Here is a 20,574-nt window from a genome sequence, read left to right on the forward strand (position 1 = left end):
GGTACGGAGCCGGTGCCGCCCCGCCGCCTGCGCGAGGCCCGCTGCCCGCGCGAGCCCCCGTCGCCCCCGCCCCGGGACGGGCCGCCCGCGCCCTCAGCCCGCGAACACCCGCCCCCGGTCCCAGGCCCGCCCCCGGTTCAGACCCGGCACAGGATCTCCCCGTGCAGCACCCCGAACCACGCGTCCGGGCGTTGTCCCCACTCCCGCCACGCCGCCGAGATCGCTTCGAGCCCGGCGGCGTCGGCGTGCCCGCCGCTCGTCGCGCGCTCCGCGTACGCCGAGGCGAGCGTGCGGTCCGCCCACAGGCCGCTCCACCACGCCACCTCGTCCGGCTCCGCGTAGCACCACGTGCTCGCCGACGAGGTGACCTCCGTGAAGCCGGCGGCGTGCGCCCACGCGCGCAGCCGCCGCCCCGCGTCCGGTTCCCCGCCGTTGCCGCGCGCCACGCGCGCGTACAGGTCGAGCCAGTCGTCGAGCCCCGGCACCTCGGGGTACCACGTCATCGCCGCGTAGTCCGCGTCCCGTACCGCCACGATGCCGCCCGGCTTCACGACCCGCCGCAACTCCCGCAGCACGCCCACCGGATCGCCCACGTGCTGGAGCACCTGGTGCGCGTGCGCGACGCAGAAGGTGTCGTCGGGGTACGCGAGCGCGTGCCCGTCCCCTGTCGTGAAGTCCACGTGCGCGAGCCCGCGCCGCTCCGCCTCCGCCGCCGCCTTGGCGAGCACTTCCTCCGAGGCGTCGATCCCGGTGACGTGCCCCTGCGGGACGAGCGCGGCGAGGTCCGCCGTGATCGTCCCCGGCCCGCAGCCCAGGTCCAGCACGCGCATGTGCGGCTTGAGGTGCGGCAGCAGGTAGGCGGCCGAGTTCTCGGCGGTCCGCCAACGGTGCGAGCGCAGCACGGACTCGTGGTGGCCGTGCGTGTAGACGGCCGTCTCGGCCGGGGTTTCGGCGGGGGTCTCAGCGGTTTCCGGCATGACGGAACTCCTTCGGTCCCGGAGGATTCGGTGCGTTCACGCTACGCCGCATGTCGCTTCGTGAGACAGGCGTCTTGTGATACGAGACGCGAAGGCTTCCGGGGCCGAGGGAGCCGCCCTCACACGTCTATCGGCCGGTACACCGTCAACGCCTCGTGCAGCTTGTCCAGTTCGACGACGCTGCCCGCCTCCGCCACCTCGCCGTCGTGCGCCAGCGGCGTCCCCGGCTCGATGCCCGTGACACGCAGGCGGTGCAGGCGGCGCGCGGCGTGGAAGGGGGAGCGGGTGAGGGGACCGGCGAGAGCCGCGCCGAGGAGGCGGGCGGAGGGACGGCCCCCGCCCCGTACCGTCCGGACGTCCAGGAGACCGTCCGCGAGATCCGTGCGGCGGCCCGCCGTCAGGCCCGGGCGACCGTAGAGGCCGTTGCCGGCGAACAGGAGCCACAGGGGCTCGCGGTGGCCGCCGATGTCGGCGAGGAGCGGCCGGTCGCGGCGCAGGACGTGCACGGCCGCGGCGACGTCGGCGAGGCGCCCGCCGAGCCTGCCGGACCACTTCTCGCGCTCCTGGACCAGCTCCGGGTACACGCCGAGGCTGAACGTGTTGAGGAAGAGCCCCGAGGTCCAGCCGTCCTCGGCGTCGCGGCACGCGGTGCGCCAGCGCCCCACATCCACCAGGACCGCCTCGCCCAGCTCGACGGCACGGTAGGCGTCCCGTACGTCCTCTATCCCGAGGTCGTACGCGAAGTGGTTGAGCGTGCCGCCGGGCAGCACGACGAGCGGGAGCTTGTGCCGCAGCGCGACCCCCGCCGCCGTGCTGACCGAGCCGTCGCCGCCACTGATCCCGAGCGCCTTCGCCCGCCCGGCCGCCTTCTCCAGCTCCTCGGCGAGGCCCGGCCCCTCGCACGCGACGACCTCCGCGTCCGGGAGCGCGTCGCGCAGGCTCCGTACGCGGTCGGGCGAGCCCGCGCCCGTGTTCACGACGACGACGAGCCCGGCCCCGCGCGGCAGCCGCGGCGCGCTCACGGTGAGGCGCGCGGGCAGCGGCATCTGGTCGCGCGTGGGCACCAGTCCCCGCACGGCGAGCGCCGCGCCGACGCCGAGCGCGGCGCCCGCGAGGACGTCGCTCGGGTAGTGGACGCCCGTGTAGACGCGCGAAGCGGCGACGGAGGCGGCGACGGGTGCGACGAGCGCGCCAAGTGCCCGCGACTCCAGGGCGACCCCGGCGGCGAAGGCGGCGGCGGACGCGGCGTGCCCCGAGGGGAACGACGTCGTGACCGGCTGCCGCTTGAGCTGCCGTACGAGGGGGACCGCGTCGCGCAGCGGGCGGGCGCGGCGCACCGCGCGCTTGCCGATCGTGTTGACGGTCGCCGAGGCGAGCCCCAGCGAGACGAGGCCGCGCACGGCGGCGCGGCGGGCGCGCGGGGAGCGCGTCGCGTAGAGCCCGGCGCCCGCGGCGAACCACAGCACGCCGTGGTTGGCGGACCGGCTCAGCCGGGGGAGCACCTGCTCGGCGCCCGGCCAGCGGTGGCTGGCGGCGATACGGAAGACGGTGGAGTCGAGCGAGGTGAGGCGGTCCCGCCAGGGCGATGAGGTGACGTCTGCGGTCATGGCGCACACGTACCCCGGCCGCCCCGCCTCACCCCTGACGACCTGCGCGGGGCGACCGAAATGAGTTTGCCCGGCACCCGGACGGACGCGGACAATGCGCGGCATGGGGCATCTCGAAGCAGGGCACGTGGAGTACTTCCTTCCCGACGGGAGGCCGCTGCTCGGGGACGTGTCGTTCCGTATCGGCGAGGGCGTCGTCGCCGCGCTCGTGGGTCCCAACGGGGCGGGCAAGACGACGCTCCTGCGCCTCCTCTCCGGTGAACTCCAGCCGCACGGCGGCGCGGTCACGTCGAGCGGCGGCCTCGGCGTCATGCCGCAGTTCGTCGGCTCCGTGCGCGACGAGTCCACCGTGCGCGACCTGCTCGTCTCCGTCGCGCAGCCCCGCGTCCGCGAGGCCGCGCGCGCCGTGGACAAGGCCGAGCACGCGATCATGACCGTCGACGACGAGGCCGCGCAGCTCGCGTACGCGCAGGCCCTCTCGGACTGGGCGGAGGCGCGCGGTTACGAGGCCGAGACGCTGTGGGACGTGTGCACGGTCGCCGCGCTCGGCGTCCCGTACGAGAAGGCGCAGTGGCGCGAGGTGCGCACGCTCTCGGGCGGCGAGCAGAAACGCCTCGTCCTCGAAGCGCTCCTGCGCGGCCCCGACGCCGTCCTCCTCCTCGACGAGCCGGACAACTATCTCGACGTGCCGGGCAAGCGCTGGCTGGAGGAACAGCTCGAACAGACCCGCAAGACCGTCCTCTTCGTGAGTCACGACCGCGAACTGCTCGCCCGCTCCGCGCGGCGCATCATCAGCGTCGAGCCCGGTCCGGACGGCGCCGAGGTGTGGACGCACGGCGCGGGCTTCGCGACGTACCACGAGGCGCGCAAGGAGCGCTTCGAGCGGTACGAGGAACTGCGGCGCCGCTGGGACGAGAAGCACGCGCAGCTCAAGAAGCTCGTCCTGGACATGCGCCAGTACGCGAAGAACAGCGACGCGATGGCCTCGCGCTACCAGGCGGCGCAGACGCGGCTGCGCCGGTTCGAGGAGGCCGGCCCGCCGCCCGAGCCGCCGCGCAAGCAGGAGATCACGATGCGGCTGCACGGCGGACGCACCGGGGTCCGCGCGGTGACCTGCGAGAAGCTCGAACTGACGGGCCTCATGAAGCCCTTCGACCTGGAGATCTTCTTCGGCGAGCGCGTCGCGGTCCTCGGCTCCAACGGCTCGGGCAAATCGCACTTCCTGCGCCTCCTCGCGGGCGACGACGTCGCGCACACGGGCGCCTGGAAGCTCGGCGCCCGCGTCGTCCCCGGGCACTTCGCGCAGACGCACGCGCACCCCGAGCTGGAGGGCCGCACGCTCCTCGACATCCTGTGGACCGAGCACGCCAAGGACCGGGGCGCCGCGATGTCGCGGCTGCGGCGCTACGAGCTGACGGGGCAGGCCGAGCAGCGCTACGAACGCCTCTCCGGCGGCCAGCAGGCCCGCTTCCAGATCCTCCTGCTCGAACTGGAGGGCGCGACCGCGCTCCTGCTCGACGAGCCGACGGACAACCTGGACCTGGAGAGCGCCGAAGCCCTCCAGGAGGGCCTGGAAGCCTTCGAGGGCACGGTCCTCGCCGTCACGCACGACCGCTGGTTCGCCCGCTCCTTCGACCGCTACCTCGTCTTCGGCGAGGACGGCCGCGTCCGCGAGACACCCGAGCCCGTCTGGGACGAGCGGCGGGTGGCACGAGCGAGGTGACGGGGCCGCCGCGCCACGGCGGCGGGGTCCGCGGGCGACAAGGCGGCAAGGCGGCAAAGCGGTGGATCGGCGAGAGGTCCGTACGCGGCGCCGCGCCGGTATCGGGCGGCTCTCCGCCGTACCGGCGCGGGCCCGGGCCCTGCCGCCGACGTCTGCCCGCGCGCCGTGCGGGCCCGCGCGAGCCGGTCACCGGTGAGGACCTGGTCGCCGACGTCTCCCCGCGCGCGGTGCGGGCCCGCGCGGCACAGTAGGGGGCGTGGGCAGTCGAGGCGAGCACGATGCCGGGTTCCTTGAGCCGTCGTACGCCGTGGCCGGTTTCGCGGCGGCCGCCGAGCTGAGGGGACGACTCGGGGACGCGGCGCGGGAAGAGGACGTCGTCGCGGCGGCGTGCGGCTACTGGGGGCGGCGCGGCCTGGGGACCCGCCCGGAACACGTGCTCGTCGCGCCCGGCGGGAGCGCCCTGCTGCTCGCGCTGCTCGCGGCACGCGGCGGCGACGTCCTCGTACCGCGCCCCTGCGCCGCCTGGTGGCTGCCGCAGGCGCCGCTGCTCGGGCGCGCGGCCCATCCCGTGCCCACACCCGCCGCGTACGGGGGCGTCCCCGACCCGTACGCGCTCCTGGAGACCGTACGGCGGGTGCGGCGCGAGGGCGGCGACCCGCGCCTCCTCGTGCTCGGCGTCGTCGACGACCCGACGGGGACCGTGCCCGGGCCCGAAGCGATCGACGCGGCCCTTGAGGCGGCGGCCGGCTGCGGGCTCACCGTCGTCGCCGACGAGTCGCTGCGCGACACCCCGCACTCCCCGCACCATTTCCTCGTGCTGAGCCCCGCGCACGCGTACCCGGACGACGTCGTCGTCCTGAGCGACCTCGCCGGAGCCCTCCTCCCCGCCGGGTGGCCCCTCGCTCTGGCCCGCTTCCCCGGCACCCCGGCGGGCCGCGCGCTCCGCGCCCGTACCGCCGACGCGCTCACCGCGCAGGGCGCCCGCCCCGCCGCGCCCCTTTTCGCGCCCGCCGCGCACGCCCTCGCCGAACCCCGCGCACTGCGCGTGGGGACCCGCGCGAGCGCCCGCGCCCACGGCATCGTGGCGCGCGCCGCCCACGCGCGGGCGACCGCCGCCGGGGCCCTCGCGCTGCCCCCGCGCGCGGGCCGCTCGCTCCTCGTCGACCTCGGCCCCTTCCGCGAGGCCCTCGCCGCGCGCGGCGTCCTCGACGCCGTCGACCTCGAAGCGGACCTCGGCGCCCGCCTCCCCTTCCCCGTGCACGGGGGTCACCGCTTCGGCGACCCGCTCACCGCGCTGCGCGTGCGCGTACCGACCGCCGGGCTCCTCGGGCCCTCGCCCGCCGCCCGCGCCCCCGCGCTCACCTCCCCGGACCCCCTCGCCTTGCCGGAGCCCCGCCGGGCCCTGAGCATGTTCGAAGCCGTCCTGCGCGACCTCGCGGCAGCGGAGCCACCGCACGCTCCCGCGCCGGGGCACCGGCAGGAGGGCACAGGCACAGGGAAGGGAACGGAATGAACGTGGGCCCCCGCGCGAAGTCGACCGTCCTGTGCCGGGGTGGGGTGCGAGAGGCCCCGGCACAGGCGGGCCGCGGCCAGGGACGCGGGAGGCCCGGACCCCCTCACCGCGCGGGGACGGGCGGCCCCGCATGACGGCCCCCGCGCCGTCGGACGCCCCGCGCCCGCTCGGGCGCCCCGGCGACCCCGCCCCGCCCGAACCCCGGCCGCTCGGTGAACGGCGGGTGTGGCCGCGCGACTTCAGCGACCGGCTCAGCGCGCCGCTGCCCGGGGTGCGCGCGTACGCGCGGCTGGTCCGCGAGGGGGGCGTGCGGCCGAGGGCCGCAGGGCTCGCGGACGTGCCGCGCATCCCGTACGCGCCCGCGCCGCTGCCGGAGCCCCGCCCCGGCGAACTCGCCGTCACATGGGCCGGGCACGCGAGTTTCGTCGTGCGGATCGGCGGTCTCACCGTGCTCACCGACCCCGTGTGGTCGCGCCGCATCCTCGGCACGCCCGCGCGGATCACGCCCGTCGGCGTCCCGTGGGCCGCGCTGGGCCGTGTCGACGTGGTCGTCCTGAGCCACAACCACTACGACCACCTCGACGCCCCCACGCTGCGCCGCCTGCCCCGCACCACACCCGTCCTCTGCCCCGCCGGGCTCGCCCCGTGGTTCAGGCGGCGCCGCTTCACGCGGGTCACTGAGCTGGACTGGTGGGAGGCCGCCGTCCTCGACGGCGTCCGCTTCGACTGCGTACCGGCGCACCACTGGTCCAAACGCGGCCTCACCGACACCTGCCGCAGCCTGTGGTGCGGCTGGGTCCTCACCGCCCCGGACGGCGCGCGCCTCTACTTCGCGGGGGACACGGGCTACGGGCCCGCCTTCGCCGAGATCGGCCGCCGCCTGCCCGGCACCGACCTCGCGCTCCTCCCGGTCGGCGCCTACGACCCGCGCTGGTGCCTGGGGGACGTGCACTGCGATCCCGAGGAGGCGGTGCGCGCCGCGGGCGACCTCGGCGCCGCCCGCATGGTGCCCATGCACTGGGGCACTTTCCTGCTCTCCTCCGAGCCCGTGCTCGAACCCCTCCTGCGCACGCGCGCCGCCTGGCGCGCCGCCGGACGCGCCCGCGAGGACCTGTGGGACCTTCCGGTGGGCGCCTCGCGTGTCCTCGCGCGGGTGCGGGAGGACGGCGCGGGTACGGGGTGAGCCCGCACGCCGGCCGTTACGCATTCGTAGCCCCGTATCCCTGCAACCGTGTGAAGACCCGATGGGTCTCCTGTGTGTACTACGAGGACAGGGGAGAACCATCAACACCGCACGCCGTACCACCCTCGCCGTCGCCGCTTCGGCCGCGCTGGCCCTCACCGGGATCGCCGCCTGCGGCACCGTCGAGAACCTGAGCGCCGCGCAGAAGATCCAGAAGGCCGCCGACAAGCTGGGCGAGCAGAAGGCACTCACGGTCGAGTTCGGCTTCGACGCCGACCCGGAGCTGCTGGAGCGCGTCAGCGACTCCGGGGACCCCGAGGACGCGCTCTCGCCCAAGGCCGCGAAGGCGGTCTCCCAGCTGCGCGTCTCCGTGTCCGTGCAGGCGTCCAAGCCGCTCTCCGAGGCCGGGGACAAGGACATCAAGGCCGTGGCGCTCTCCCTGGGCTCCGGGAAGGGCGAGGAACTGCTCGACGTCCGCATGGTCGACAAGACCCTGTACCTGCGGGCCGACTTCCCGAAGCTGGGCGAGACCGTCGACGAGCCGATGCCGGGCGCGGACGAGCTGCCCCCCGAGATGGGCTCGTTCCGGGACCTGTTCCTCGGGAAGTGGGTCAAGACCGACACCGGCACGCTGAAGGACCTCGCGGGCGGCGACGACTCCGGCGAGACCGGCGACCCGATCTCGCCGAAGACCGGGCGCAAGCTGAAGACCGACCTCAAGTCGATCGTCACGCGCCGGGTCACCTTCGACGACCAGGGGACGAAGGACGGCACCCAGCACATCCGCGCCGAGGCCCCCGCCCGCGCGCTGGTGACCGACGTCGTGGCGGCACTGCGCGGCGTGGCCGACGAACTCCCGGCCGGGAAGCTGCCCTCGCTCCCCACGAAGAAGGACCTCAAGGAGGTGCCCAACAAGAAGGCCGGCGTCGATTTCGCCCTGAAGGACGGCACCCTGTCCGGGATCACCCTCGACGTCACGCAGTTCGCCGAGCCGGGCGACGGCTTCGAGAAGGGCGACAAGTTCGACATCGTCCTCCGCTTCGCCGACCCGGGCGAGATCGTCGCTCCCGCCGGGGCGAAGGCACTGCCCAAGGGCAAGAAGGGCACGATCTTCGGGATACCGCCCGAGGTCCTGTTCGGGGGCACGGACGAGGAGACGGCCTTCGACGACGGGACGATCCCGGACGATCAGTTCGTGGTGGACACCGACGGACCGGGGGAGGCCACCCTCCAGGAGGAGGAGGACGACGCCTCCGACGTGTAAGACGACGCCTCCGACGTGTGGGACGACGCCTCCGACGTGTACGACGTGGACCTGAGCCAGAAGCCGGCGGAGCGGTACGGGGCGGGACGAACGGGGCACGCGGACCCGCTCAGGCCCGTGCCCGCCCCTCCTCCGTACCGCTCGCCGCCCCCGCGCCGTCCCCCGCCGCCGCCGCGTCCTTCCGCCGGTCCCCCCGCAGCCGCCGCCACACCGGCGGCCCCCCGCTGATCAGCAGTGTCAGCACGACCGCCGCCAGGACGCCCTGCCACGGCTCGGGGAAGAGCGAGCCGCCGAGGATGCCCACGAGCTGGTACGTCACCGCCCAGGCCAGGCACGCCGGGGCGTTGCCGCGCACGAAGACGCGCAACGGCATCCGCGCCATGAGGCACGCGAGCATGACGGGGACGCGCCCGCCCGGGACGAGGCGGGAGAGCACGAGGACCGGGACGCGCCGGTTCTCCAGGCCGCGCTGGGCCTGCGCGAGGCGGTCGTCGGGGGCCCGGTCGCGGAGCGCGTCGAGCCAGCGCGAGCCGTTCTTCGAGCGCATCCCGCGCTGCCCCAGCCAGTACAGGCCCACATCCCCGAGGAACGCGGCGAGCGCGGCGGTCACGAAGACGAGGAGCAGGTTGAGCAGGTTGTGGTGGAGGGCCACCACGGAGGTCGAGCTGACGAGCACGCCGGTGGGTATCACGGGGACGAGCGCGCCGAGCAGCACGAGGAGGAAGAGCGAGGGGTAGCCCACCGCCTGCTGCGTCACCCCCGGCACCTTGTCGGCGACACGGTCGGCCGCTTGCGAGAGCGCCCGCGCCCCGTCCCAGGCCGCGCCCCGCGCGTGCGTCACGGCCAGGTCCCAGGCCGCCACGCGCGCGCTCACCGCGCCACCTCGGGGCGCACGCTCTCGCCGTGCGCGAGCAGGTGCACCGCGACGTCGGGCGCGAGCCGTCCCGCCTGCCGTACGAAGTCGACGCCGGGCGAGTGGAACTCGTGCGGGCGCACCGCGTCGAGGCCGATCGGCCAGTACGTGCCGTAGTGCACCGGGACCGCGGCGCGCGGCCGCAGCTCGCTCAGCGCCAGCGCGGCGCGCTCGGGGTCGAGGTGCTCGTGCCCGAGTCCGGGCCCCCAGCCGCCCACGGGGAGCAGCGCGACGTCGACGGGGCCCGCCTCGCGCGCCATCCCGGCGAAGAGCCCGGTGTCCCCGGCGAAGTAGGTGCGGGCCGTACCGCTGATGACGTAACCGAGCGCGGGCGCGTGACGCGGACCCACGGGGAAGCGCCGCCCGTCGTGCCGGGCGGGGACCGCACGGACGTCGAGCCCGCCGATCCGCTGCTTGTCGCCCGGGGCCACCTCGACGAGTTCGAGGCGCGCGAGCCGCCGCCCGAGCCCAGGCACCGCGCGCAGCGCGCCGCGCGGCAGCAGGACCACCGTGCCCGGCGCGAGGCGCGTGAGCGAGGGCACGTGCAGGTGGTCGCTGTGCAGGTGCGAGACGAGCACCCCGTCCGCGCGCAGCGCGAGGGGCGGGGGCAGCGCGCCCTGACGGCGGCGCAGATGGGCGAGCCGCCGCACCAGCACGGGATCGGTGAGCAGCCGGGTCCCCGCGTCCTCCACGGTGCAGGTCGCATGCCCCCACCAGGTGATCTCCACCGTCGTCGCTCCTCCTCGCCACCGCCGCGGGCCGCCCGCGGGCCCGCCCGCGGCGCGCTTCACCGCCCGCGGGCTCCCGTCGAGCGTACGGGCTCCAGTAGAGTCGTCACTCATCCGGACAAGTGCCTCGGCCGGGCGCCGCACGTGGCGGAGGCAGGCCACCGGCAGCGAAGCGGATCGGGGGAGTGCTGTGAACGGGCACCGCGCGGTGGCGATCGCCGCCCTCGTACCCCTGGAACGGCTCGACACGCAGCCGTACCTCGTCGACATCCGCAGCCAGTTCGCGCACTGCGCGCAGTGGGCGGCCGCACGCGGGCACACCCTCGTGCGGGAAGTGCTCGCGCACGGGCTCCCGCCCGCGCACGAGGCGCTGTGGGACCCGGTCGACCGCGGCGAGGTCGACCTCTTCGTCGTCGCTGAGGCCGCGGCGCTCGCCGAGGCCGTGCACCCGGTGGAGGAGTTCCGCGCGCTGTGCGCGCTGCGGGGCGTCCCACTCGCGCTCGCCGCGCTCCCCGAGCCCCGGTACGACGCCGCCCACAAGGCCCGTATCCACCGCAGGCTGTCCATGCCGACGGCCGGGTACGACGGCCGCTGAACCCCGTGGCCGCCCGCGGGCGTCCTTCTCGGGCGGGGAGGACTCCGGGCGGGGCCGACCCCGTACCACCGTCACGCCGTCGTACCACCGTCACGCCGTCCGCACGGCCGGTACGGGGCGGTGTGCGAAGGTGGGGGGGACGGTCCGAGGGCATTCCGCGCGGACCACGTGTGGAAAAGGTGAGCGGTGAACGAGGAGAGGTGGCGCGGGGCCGGGAGCGCCGTGTTGCGGATGTTCGCGGTCTGGGGGGTGAGCACCCTGACGATGCTGGTGCTCGCGGGGCTGCTGCCGGATTTCAAGCTCCAGTCGGCCGACGGGGACAGCGCGACGCGCATCGCCGTGACGGCCGCGCTCGGCGCCGGGGTCTTCGGGCTGCTCGGCGCGCTCGTGTGGCCGCTGCTCGTGCGCACGCTGCTGCTCGTGCCCGCCTTCGTCCTCGCGGTGCTCGTCTTCTTCCTCAACGGCTCGCTGCTGCTCCTCGCACTGCGGCTCGTCCCGGTGAACAGGGGCGAGGTCAACCCGGAGACCGCCGTCGTGGTCGCCGCCGTCATGTCCGCCGTCGCCTCGGCGACCGGGGGAGCGCTCGCGGTACGGGACGACAACGCCTACCGCCGCCGCCTCCACCGCCTCGCCTACCGCCGCTACGGCCGCCCCAGCGGCACCCCGGCGCCGCCGGGCACGGTCTTCCTCCAGCTCGACGGGCTCGGCCACGACGTCCTCGTGGACGCGGTCGGCAAGGGCCTCATGCCGACCGTCGCCGGGCTCATCGGCGGCCTCCCCACCCACCGTCTCACGCCGTGGCGCACCGACTGGTCGAGCCAGACGGGCGCGAGCCAGCTCGGCATCCTGCACGGCAGCAACTTCGACGTGCCCGCCTTCCGCTGGTACGAGAAGGAGACCCGCGAGGTCGTCGTGTCGAACCGCCCGGCGAGCGCGGCCGAACTGCAACGCCGCGCCGTCGAGCGGACCGGGGACTCGGGGCTGCTGAGCCTGGACGGCGCGAGCCGCGGCAACCTCTTCGGCGGCGGAGCCGACCAGCTCGCGCTCGTCCTGTCCGTCGCGGTACGGCGCGGCAAGGAGAACCGCTCGCGCGCCGGGTACTTCGCGTACTTCAGCGACCCGGCGAACGCCGTCCGCACCGTCCTGTCCTTCGTCGCCGAGGTCGGCCGCGAGATGTGCCAGTCGGTCAGGGCCCGGCTGCGCCGCGAACGCCCCCGCATGGGGCGCGGCGGCCTCTACCCTTTCGTCCGTGCCTTCGCGACGGTCGTCGAAAGGGACGTCGTCGTCGCGGCCGTCATGGGCGACCTGCTCGCGGGCCGCACCGCGATCTACGCCGACCTCGTCGCGTACGACGAGGTCGCGCACCACTCGGGTCCGCGCAGCCGCGACGCCGCGCAGATCCTGCGCCGCCTCGACCGCTCCCTCGCCCTCGTCCTGAAGGTCGCCGAACTCGCCCCGCGCCCGTACCGGATCGTCCTCCTGTCCGACCACGGCCAGAGCCCGGGCGAGACCTTCCGGATGCGCTACGGGCTCAGCCTCGGGGAGCTGGTCCGCGCGGGCTGCGGCCTGCCCGTGCCGCGCAAGGTGCGCCGCACGCACTCGGGCAACGAGGCGCGCGCCGCCGTACGCGCGGCGCTGCACCGCCCCGTCGAGGAGCACGCCGAGGAGCACCACGCGTCCCCGCGCCGCTCCGAGCCCGTCGTCCTCGCCTCGGGCAACCTCGGTCTCGTCTCCTTCCCCGACGTCCCGCACCGCATGACCCGGCAGGAGATCGAGCGCCGCCACCCCGCGCTGCTCTCGACGCTGGCGCACCACCCGGGCATCGGTTTCCTGCTCGTACGGGACGAGGAGCACGGCGGTGTCGTGCTCGGTGCCTACGGGGCCGAGGTGCGCGTCGACGAACTCGGCGAGCACCCGACGGCCGAGGAGCTGGGACCGCTCGCCGTCTTCGGGCCCGGCGCCGTCGAGGCCGTACGGCGCACGGACTCCTTCCCGCACTGCGCGGACATCATGGTCAACTCCTGGTACGACCCGGAGACCGGCGAAGTCCTCGCCTTCGAGGAGCAGATCGGCTCGCACGGCGGGCTCGGCGGCGACCAGTCCAGGCCCTTCCTGCTCTCGCCGCTCGTGCTGAGCGCCCCGGTCGCCGACGGCGAGGAACTCGTCGGCGCGGAGCGGGTGCACGAGGTGCTGCGGCGCTGGCTGCGCGAGAGCCACGGCCCGCAGATCCCGCTGCCCAGCCGCCCCGCGGAGGCGGCGGCCGCACCCGTACCGGTGCCGCCAACTCCGCCCGGCGCGGGCGGAATGTGATCGTATAGGCCACGGACCGCCCCGCCGGGCGGACCGGCCCCGCCCCCGGGCTCTCGCCCCGGGCAGCACCGGGCCCCTCGCTCGCGAAAGGACCGCACCGTGGCCACCACCCGCTCCGCGCACACCGTCTGGGAAGGCGACCTGCTCAAGGGCAGCGGCACCGTCACGCTCGACTCCTCCGGTATCGGCTCGACCCCCGTCTCCTGGGCCTCGCGCGCCGAGGAGCCGAACGGGAAGACCAGCCCGGAGGAGCTGATCGCCGCCGCGCACTCCTCGTGCTTCTCGATGGCCCTCTCCAACGGCCTCACCCAGGCCGGGCACGCGCCGACCCGCCTCATCACCTCGGCGGACGTCACCTTCCAGCCCGGCACGGGCATCACCGGCATCCACCTCACCGTCGAGGGCACCGTGCCCGGTATCGACGAGGCCGCCTTCACCGCCGCCGCCAACGACGCCAAGGCGAACTGCCCGGTGAGCCAGGCCCTGGCAGGCACCACCATCACCCTGTCGGCGAAGCTCGCCTGAGCCACCGTCCGGTCCCGGCCGCCCCCACCGGGGCAGCCGGGACCGCCGCGTCACGCGCTGTTCAATGGTGCGTCCTCTGGCATCCCTGGTGCGGGGGAGCCGGACGGGTCAAGGTGAGGTGCGGCCCCCGCCCGGGGGCCCGGTCCGAGGAGGAGTACGTGCCCCCATGCCCCACCCGTTCCAGAACCTCCCGTTCCAGAACCTCCCACTCCGGAACACTCCGCTCCACCACCCTCAGCGCCCTCGCCCTGACGCTCGCTCTCCTCGGCACAGGTGCCGGCATCCAGAGCGCCCACGCGGCAGGGCCCGCGCCCGCGACGCCCCCGCCCGCCACCGCGGGGCCGGCGGCCCCGCCCGCCGCGAGCACCCTCGCCGCCCCCGGCACGCCCGCCCCGCGCGCCTACCCCGACGGCGACGGACTGGAGACCGCCCGGTCGAGCCGTCCGCTCGCCCCCGGCGCGCGCCTCACCTCGTACGACCGCCTGGAGAGCGACAAGTGGCTGCGCGTCCACGAGCTGTCCGCCGCACTCGGCGCCGACGTGCGCGCGCAGTACCTCAGCTCGGCGAAGGGCGTCTCCGCGCGCGAGCCCGTCTCCGGGCTCGCCGCGGGGCACGACCCGGGCAAGGGGCGGCGTACTGTCGCCGCGCTCAACGGCGACTTCTTCGACATCAACGAGACGGGTGCCCCCGAGGGCTCGGGGCTGCACGCGGGCACGCTCCTCAACTCGCCGCAGCCCTCCCACACCCGCGCGATCGGCTTCGACACCGCGCAGGCGGGCCGCGTGCTCGACCTCTACTTCGAAGGGACCCTCACCCTCCCTTCGGGTGACCGGCCGCTCACCGCGCTCAACGCGGCCGACGTCCCCGCCGACGGCATCGGCGCCTACACCGCCCAGTGGGGCGAGGCCGACCGCGCCCTCACCGTCAACAGCGCGAGCGACAGCGCCGAGGTCACGGTCGTGGACGGGCGGACGACGGACACCGCGCACCGGCCCGGCAGCGGCCGCCTTCCGGCCGGGGCGACCGCGCTCGTCGGCGCGGGCAAGGGCGCCGAGGCGCTGCGCGCGCTGCCCGAAGGGGCGCCCGTGAGCTGGACCTACCACCCGCGCACGGGCGACGGCTCGGCGGTGCCGCGCGAGGCGATCGGCGCCAACGAATACCTCGTGACGGACGGCAAGCCCGTCGACCACACGGGCGAGGGCAACGACGCGGCCGCGCCCCGCACCGCCGTCGGCTTCAGCCGCGACGGCCGCACCCTGCACGTCGTCACCGTGGACGGCCGCCAGGCCGACAGCGGCGGCGTCACGCTCACCGAACTCGGCCTCATGCTGAAGAAGACGGGCGCCTACAACGCCATCAACCTCGACGGCGGCGGCTCGTCCACGCTCCTCGCACGCGCCCCCGGCACCGACACGCTCCAGGTCGGCAACCAGCCGTCCGACGGCAGCGAACGCCCCGTCCCCAACGGCCTCGTGCTCACCGCGCCCGACGGCTCCGGACGCCTCACCGGCTACTGGGTGAGCACCGCGATGGACCCGCTGGGCGCCCCGACCGCCGACCCCGTCGCCGGCGGCCACCCCGACCGCGTCTTCCCCGGACTGCACCGGCTGCTCACCGCCGAGGGGTACGACGAGACGTACGGGCCCGCCCGGGGCACTCCGGCGTGGGCGGTGCGGGGCGGGGGCTCCGTCGACCGGACGGGCCGCTACACCGCGCCCCGCACGAAGGGCACCGCCGAGATCACCGCCCGCAGGGGCAAGGCCGAGGGCACCACGAAGCTCACCGTGCTCGGCCCCCTCGACCGCGTCGACACCGGGACCGGGCGCCTCTCGCTCCCCGACGCGGAGTCGAGCGCCCGCTTCGGCGTCACCGGGCTCGACGCCGAGGGGAACAGCGCCCCCATCGAGCCCTCCGACGTCCACCTGACGTACGACCGCGAGCAGTTCACGGTCACCGCCGACGCGGACGGCTTCACCGTCACGGCGCGCGCGGAAGGCGCGGCGGGCACGGTCACCGCGACGGTCGCCGGGCACTCCACGGCGCTCGCCGTCTCCGCCGGGCTCACCGACCAGGCCCTCACCGGCTTCGACGACGCGGCGGACTGGACGTTCAGCCAGGCCCGCGCGGATGGCTCGCTGAGCGCCGTCGCCGACAGCCACGACGGCACCGGGCTGCGCATGACGTACGACTTCACCCAGTCCACGGCGACCCGCGCCGCCTACGCGAGCCCGGCGGCGCCCCTCGCCGTCCCCGGGCAGCCGCAGGGCTTCACACTGTGGCTCAAGGGCGACGGGCACGGCGCCTGGGCGACGCTCCACCTCAAGGACGCGACCGGCACGGACCAGTTGCTGCGCGGCCCCTACGTGGACTGGACCGGATGGCGCCGCGTGACCTTCCCCGTGCCGCAGTCCGTCGCCTACCCCGTCTCCGTCGTCCGCTTCTACCTCGCGGAGACCGACGCGACGAAGCAGTACACGGGCGAGGTCGAACTCGACGACCTCACCGCGCAGGTCCCGCCGGAAGTGGACCTGCCGGCGAGCGCACGCGCCCACGACCCGCTCATCTCGACCGCACGCGATGTGCGGGGCAAGGACTGGCGGTTCGCCGTCATGTCCGACGCGCAATTCGTCGCGCGCGATCCCGACGGCGAGAACGCCGTGCAGGCGCGGCGCACGCTGCGCGAGATCAAGGCCGCCAAGCCCGACTTCCTCCTCGTCGACGGGGACCTCGTCGACGAGGGCGCGCCCGAGGACCTGGCCTTCGCGCACCGCATGCTCGACGAGGAGCTGGGCGACGCGGTGCCCTGGCACTACGTCCCCGGCAACCACGAGGTCATGGGCGGTGAGATCGCCAACTTCACGAAGGAGTTCGGGCCCGCCGAGCAGACCTTCGACCACGCCCGGACCCGCTTCCTGACCCTCGACACCTCCGGGCTCGGCCTGCGCGCCTCCGACTTCTCGCAGCTCGGAAGGCTCCGCGCCGCGCTCGACGCGGCCGCGAAGGACCGGGCCGTCGACTCGGTCGTCGTGGTCGCGCACGTGCCCCCGCGCGACCCGACCCCGCAGAAGGGCAGTCAGCTCGGCGACCGCAAGGAGGCCGCGCTCGTCGAGTCGTGGCTCGCCGGCTTCCGCCGGTCGAGCGGCAAGGGCGTCGCGTACGTCGCCGGGCACGTCGGCACCTTCGACGCCTCGCACGCCGAAGGGGTCCCGTACCTCGTCAACGGCAACTCGGGCAAGGACCCGGCGACCCCCGCCGACGAGGGCGGCTTCACCGGGTGGAGCCTCATCGGCGTCGACCGCGCGGCGCGCCCCGGCGCCGCGCTCCCCGCGGACTGGCTCGGGGTCCAGACCCGCCCGCACACCGACGCGCTCCGTATCGACGCGCCCGCGCGCCTCGGGGCAGGGGCCGGGGCGACCGTCGAGGCGAGCCTCACCCAGGGCACCCGGACGGTGCCGCTCGGCTGGCCCGTCAGCGCCGACTGGTCCGCGTCGCGCGGGCTGCACCTCGGCCCCGCGCGCACGGCGGGACCGCGCGACACGGCCGCGTACGACCCGGCGACGGGCCGGCTCACCGCGCTGCGCCCCGGCACGGTCACGCTGGCGGTGACCGTCTCGGGGGTACGCGCCGAAGCCCGCGTGACCGTGGCGCACTGAGCCGCGAACCGCCGCACCGTACCCCCCTCGGGAATACCCCTGGGGGGTATGGTGTTCCCTCCGGTGCGCGGCGCTGTCCGAGCCGCCGCGCACGCCGCGGCGGACGCACGAGAAGGGGGAGCACGATGGAGCACGCGCACGACACGCACCAGGAGGGCCACCACCACGGCGCGCACGAGGGCCCGGCCGGCTGGTCGGGGACGTCCTGGTCGATGGCCGCGCAGGCCACCCTGCACTGCCTCACCGGCTGCGCGATCGGCGAGATCCTCGGCATGGTGATCGGCACGGCTGCCGGGCTGCACAACGGGGCCACGGTCGCCCTGTCGATCGTGCTCGCCTTCGTCTTCGGCTACGCGCTCACGATGCGCGGCGTCCTGCGCGCCGGGCTGAGCCCGCGCGCCGCCTTCAAGGTCGCGCTCGCCGCCGACACGGTCTCGATCGCCGTCATGGAGCTGATCGACAACACGGCGATGGTCGCGGTCCCCGGCGCGATGGACGCGGGGCTCGCCGACGCCCTGTTCTGGCTCTCGCTCGCGGGCTCCCTCGCCCTCGCCTTCGTCGTCACGACGCCGGTCAACCGGTGGATGATCGGGCGGGGCAAGGGCCACGCGGTGGTCCACGCGCACCACGAGCACTGAAGGAGCGGGGCCGACGGGCGGTGCGGGCGGTGCGGGCCGGGGCGACCCCACGGTGTGCGGTCGCCCCGGCCCGTACGCGGGCCCGTTCAGTCCGTACGCGGGCCCGTTCGGCGCCTGCTCAGCAGGGGCCGTCGTCCTGCCACGCGCCCCACTCGCCCGTCGTGCCGGGCTCCTCGTTCGTCGTCCACCACTTCGCCTCCCACGTGTGCCCGTCCTGGGTGACCTTGTCGCCCTTCACGTACACCGCGCTCGCGCTCCAGGGAGCGGCGGCGCACTGGCCGGGGCCGGTGGGCGGGTCCGTCGGGCCGCCCGGGTCGGCCGGCGGGTCGGTGGGCGGGGTCGCGCCCGCGAACTTCACGGAGAACTTGGCGAAGTCCCACGAGGACTGCGGGACGCTGCTGCACGTACCGCTCGTACGGCCGCCGTTGTCGGCGGGGCTGCACTGCCGGTCGCGGTTGAGTGACCAGAAGGTGAAGCGGGCCATGCCGTGCGCGGTCGCGTAGTCCAGGACGGTCTGGAAGTCGGCCTGGCCGAAGTACTCGCCCGTGTCACTGCGGCCGTTCATGCCCGAGAAGCCCTCGTGCGCGTACGCGGTCGCCTCGCTCCACCCGAAGGTCGAACGCAGCACGCCGTTGAAGGCGGTGAGCGCCGCGGTCTGCGAAGCGGCCCCGTCGAAGCCGCCGTCGAACGGCATGATCGAGAAGTTGTCGGGCGTGAAGCCCTGCGCCTTCGCCTCGTTCAGCATCTGCCGGCCGAACCAGCCCGTACCGTCCGCGGTCCCTGCCGTCGTCACCGAGACGAACAGCCCCGGGTTGTTCTGCTGGAGGATCTTCGCGGCGCCGATCTCGCGCGCGATCGCCGCCGTGTTCTCGTACTCGGGCTCCTCCAGGTCGAAGTCGATGGCCTTGAGCTGGTACTTCGTGATGACCTGCTGGTAGGCGGCGGCGGTCGAGGCGGCGTCCGCGCAGGCCTGGCCGAGCTTGGTGCCGCCGTAGCCGCCGATCGAGACGGAGACGTCGCCGCCCTTGGCGCGGATCGCGTCGATGACGGAACCGACGGCGGTGTCCGAGGAGACGGGCGCCGTGCCGTCCCAGGTCGGGCTGCACCCGCCGCCGTCGGGGGCGAGGACGAAGGCGAGCTGGAACGCCTTGAGCCCGGAGGCGTCCATGATCGCGGTGGCGCTGGGCGGATCGTTGTCGAGCGGCATGAGGTAGGGCGCTGCGGCGTACCAGCGCTTGTCCAGCGTTGCGCTCTCGGCACCGGCGGCCGAGGCGGGCAGCAGTGCGGTGAGCCCGGCCGCGGCGAGCGCGGAGGCGGCGGCGGTGCACAGCAGGGCACGAAGACGTCTCACGGAATCTCCCGGGGGGTGAATGAGGCGCCTCGACTGTCCCGCCGTTGTAACGAACACGTCAATGGATTGGCCTAGACCAAAAGGAAGTCTTGACCCTGCGCTCGGGATGTCCCGTTTCGCCCCCGACTCCCGTGCGCCGTAAGGGCGTTCAGCCCCCGATCCGCCGCCACCCCGGCCGCTCGGCGCGCGCCCCGAGCAGGCGCGGGTCACGGCTGCGGTAGACGAGGTACGGGCGGAAGACGTACTGCACGGGGGCGCTGAACGCGTGCACGAGGCGCGTGTACGGGACCATCGCGAGGAGCGCCATGCCGACGACCGCGTGCACCTGGTAGAGCACGGGCACGCCCTCCATGCGCCCGGTGTCGGGCTGGAGCGTGAAGAGGCTGCGGGCCCACAGGGCGATCGAGCCGCGGTAGTCGTAGCCGCCCGAGAGCGAGGAGTGGGCGAGCTTCGACCACATCCCGAGAACGAGCGCCGCCGTCAGGAAGAGGTACATCGTCTTGTCGTTCGCGGTCGTCGCGCGGAACACCGGGGCGCGGAAACGGCGCCGGTACAGGAGCATCGCGATCCCCGCGAGCGCGAGCACCCCCGCGAGGGTGCCGCTGAAGAGCGAGAGCAGGTGGTAACTGTGCTCGCTCACGCCGATCGCGTCCGTCCACGAGGCGGGGACGAAGAGCCCGAGCAGGTGCCCGGCGAGGACGAAGAGGATGCCGTAGTGGAAGAGCGGCGAGGCGATGCCGAGGAGGCGGGACTCGTACATCTCCGAGGAGCGCGTCGTCCAGCCGTACTTGTCGTAGCGCCAGCGCCACGCGAGCCCGGCGACGAGCAGCGCGAGAGCGACGTAGGGCAGCGCGCCCCACAGCAGGGTCTTCACGGGGTCCCCTCCTCGGGGCGGTCCTCGCTGAGCAGGGGCAGGGGAGTACGCGTACGCGCTCCGACGGGCGGGCCGAAGGCGCCGGGCGGACCGGCGGGCGGCCCGAACGCGGCGGGCGGCCCGAACGCGGCCGGTGAGGTCGCCCCCGTACCGCCGTACCCGTCCAGGCCCACGGCCTCGCGCGGTGGCCCGACGCGCGCCATCCGGCGGGCCTCGGCGAGGTCGGCGGGCGAGGGCCCGGGGAGCGTCGCGCACACCGCTTCGAGTACGCCCGCGTACGGCGTGCCGTGGGCCGCGAGCGAGAGCCGCAGGAGTTCGAGCCCGGGACGGTGCTCCAGGAGCAGCGCGGGTCCCGCCTGCGCGCTGAACTCCAGGACGGCGGGCAGGAAGTCGGGCAACTCCTCGTCGGTACACTCGAATCCGTGCGCGCGGTACGCCTCCTTGAAGGCGACGAGCGTCGTGCCGCGCCGTCGCGTGTCGCCGTCGCGCCACCAGCTCAGGTACAGGCTGTGCCGGTTCTTGAAGTCGAAGACGGCGACGTAGTGCGCCGCGAGTTCGCCCGCCTCGGTCGCGCGCGCCCACGCCGTGAAGGCGTCGATGCCGGGCGCCCCGAGCCGTACGGCCTCCACGAGGCCGAGCCGGTGGGGTAGTCGGTCGTCCGGGTAGAGGAGGCACAGCGCGGCGGCCTGGTGCACGAGCGCGGCCCGCTCCTTCGTGATG

16 protein-coding genes are annotated in these 20,574 nt (G+C 75.0%); 9 read left to right on the forward strand and 7 right to left on the reverse strand.

The features are described from left to right. Positions 1-137 precede the first annotated feature (137 nt). The gene (locus ACQYWQ_RS26430; protein ID WP_431038063.1) at positions 138-977 is read right to left on the reverse strand and encodes a class I SAM-dependent methyltransferase; all 840 of its coding nucleotides are present in this window, start codon (positions 975-977) and stop codon (positions 138-140) included. A gap of 119 nt (positions 978-1,096) precedes the next feature. Further along, positions 1,097-2,584, reverse strand: a complete 1,488-nt coding sequence (locus tag ACQYWQ_RS26435) for a bifunctional phosphatase PAP2/diacylglycerol kinase family protein (protein WP_431038066.1) — start codon at positions 2,582-2,584, stop codon at positions 1,097-1,099. Between the two features lie 103 nt (positions 2,585-2,687). On the opposite strand from ACQYWQ_RS26435, the gene ACQYWQ_RS26440 reads away from it, so the two are divergent. The 4 genes from ACQYWQ_RS26440 (at position 2,688) to ACQYWQ_RS26455 (ending at position 8,267) form a co-directional block, all read left to right on the forward strand. Further along, a complete protein-coding gene (locus ACQYWQ_RS26440) occupies positions 2,688-4,307 on the forward strand; it encodes an ABC-F family ATP-binding cassette domain-containing protein (protein ID WP_431038067.1) in 1,620 nt (539 codons plus the stop codon). Between the two features lie 256 nt (positions 4,308-4,563). Then, positions 4,564-5,820, forward strand: a complete 1,257-nt coding sequence (locus ACQYWQ_RS26445; RefSeq protein ID WP_431038069.1) for a hypothetical protein — start codon at positions 4,564-4,566, stop codon at positions 5,818-5,820. 130 nt (positions 5,821-5,950) lie between these two features. After that, positions 5,951-7,003, forward strand: coding sequence for an MBL fold metallo-hydrolase (locus ACQYWQ_RS26450; protein ID WP_431038070.1), 1,053 nt, complete (start codon positions 5,951-5,953; stop codon positions 7,001-7,003). 61 nt (positions 7,004-7,064) lie between these two features. Further along, positions 7,065-8,267, forward strand: a complete 1,203-nt coding sequence (locus tag ACQYWQ_RS26455; protein ID WP_431038072.1) for a hypothetical protein — start codon at positions 7,065-7,067, stop codon at positions 8,265-8,267. 109 nt (positions 8,268-8,376) lie between these two features. Here the strand turns inward: ACQYWQ_RS26455 and ACQYWQ_RS26460 are convergent, their stop codons facing one another. Together ACQYWQ_RS26460 and ACQYWQ_RS26465 are read right to left on the reverse strand one after the other, a co-directional pair. After that, positions 8,377-9,033, reverse strand: coding sequence for a DedA family protein (locus ACQYWQ_RS26460; protein ID WP_431039354.1), 657 nt, complete (start codon positions 9,031-9,033; stop codon positions 8,377-8,379). A gap of 104 nt (positions 9,034-9,137) precedes the next feature. Beyond that, positions 9,138-9,908 carry an MBL fold metallo-hydrolase gene (locus tag ACQYWQ_RS26465; protein WP_431038074.1) on the reverse strand — a complete coding sequence of 257 codons (771 nt, stop codon included), beginning with the start codon at positions 9,906-9,908 and terminating at the stop codon, positions 9,138-9,140. A 190-nt stretch (positions 9,909-10,098) separates the two neighbouring features. On the opposite strand from ACQYWQ_RS26465, the gene ACQYWQ_RS26470 reads away from it, so the two are divergent. From ACQYWQ_RS26470 to ACQYWQ_RS26490, 5 genes are all read left to right on the forward strand, one after another. Next, entirely contained in the window at positions 10,099-10,503 is a 405-nt protein-coding gene (locus ACQYWQ_RS26470) for a hypothetical protein (protein WP_431038075.1), read from the forward strand. Positions 10,504-10,689: 186 nt separating this feature from the next. After that, positions 10,690-12,813: an alkaline phosphatase family protein gene (locus tag ACQYWQ_RS26475; protein WP_431038077.1), complete on the forward strand. Its 2,124-nt coding sequence runs from the start codon at positions 10,690-10,692 to the stop codon at positions 12,811-12,813. A gap of 99 nt (positions 12,814-12,912) precedes the next feature. Beyond that, positions 12,913-13,338 carry an OsmC family protein gene (locus ACQYWQ_RS26480; RefSeq protein ID WP_431038078.1) on the forward strand — a complete coding sequence of 142 codons (426 nt, stop codon included), beginning with the start codon at positions 12,913-12,915 and terminating at the stop codon, positions 13,336-13,338. A 248-nt stretch (positions 13,339-13,586) separates the two neighbouring features. Beyond that, positions 13,587-16,991 (forward strand): phosphodiester glycosidase family protein, encoded by a 3,405-nt coding sequence (locus tag ACQYWQ_RS26485; RefSeq protein ID WP_431039355.1) that lies wholly within the window; start codon positions 13,587-13,589, stop codon positions 16,989-16,991. A 125-nt stretch (positions 16,992-17,116) separates the two neighbouring features. Beyond that, entirely contained in the window at positions 17,117-17,629 is a 513-nt protein-coding gene (locus ACQYWQ_RS26490; protein WP_431038080.1) for a DUF4396 domain-containing protein, read from the forward strand. Between the two features lie 118 nt (positions 17,630-17,747). On the opposite strand, the gene ACQYWQ_RS26495 is transcribed toward ACQYWQ_RS26490, so the two are convergent. The 3 genes from ACQYWQ_RS26495 to narJ all read right to left on the reverse strand — a co-directional run bounded on the left by ACQYWQ_RS26495 (position 17,748) and on the right by narJ (position 20,573). Next, entirely contained in the window at positions 17,748-18,980 is a 1,233-nt protein-coding gene (locus tag ACQYWQ_RS26495; RefSeq protein WP_431038081.1) for a carbohydrate-binding protein, read from the reverse strand. A 148-nt stretch (positions 18,981-19,128) separates the two neighbouring features. Next, a complete protein-coding gene (gene narI, locus ACQYWQ_RS26500) occupies positions 19,129-19,854 on the reverse strand; it encodes a respiratory nitrate reductase subunit gamma (protein ID WP_431038083.1) in 726 nt (241 codons plus the stop codon). Then, entirely contained in the window at positions 19,851-20,573 is a 723-nt protein-coding gene (narJ, locus tag ACQYWQ_RS26505) for a nitrate reductase molybdenum cofactor assembly chaperone (protein WP_431039356.1), read from the reverse strand. The genes narI and narJ overlap by 4 nt, the downstream gene beginning before the upstream one ends. Position 20,574 lies beyond the last annotated feature (1 nt).

Source organism: Streptomyces sp. P6-2-1, assembly GCF_050613165.1.
Classification (GTDB): Bacteria; Actinomycetota; Actinomycetes; order Streptomycetales; family Streptomycetaceae; genus Streptomyces.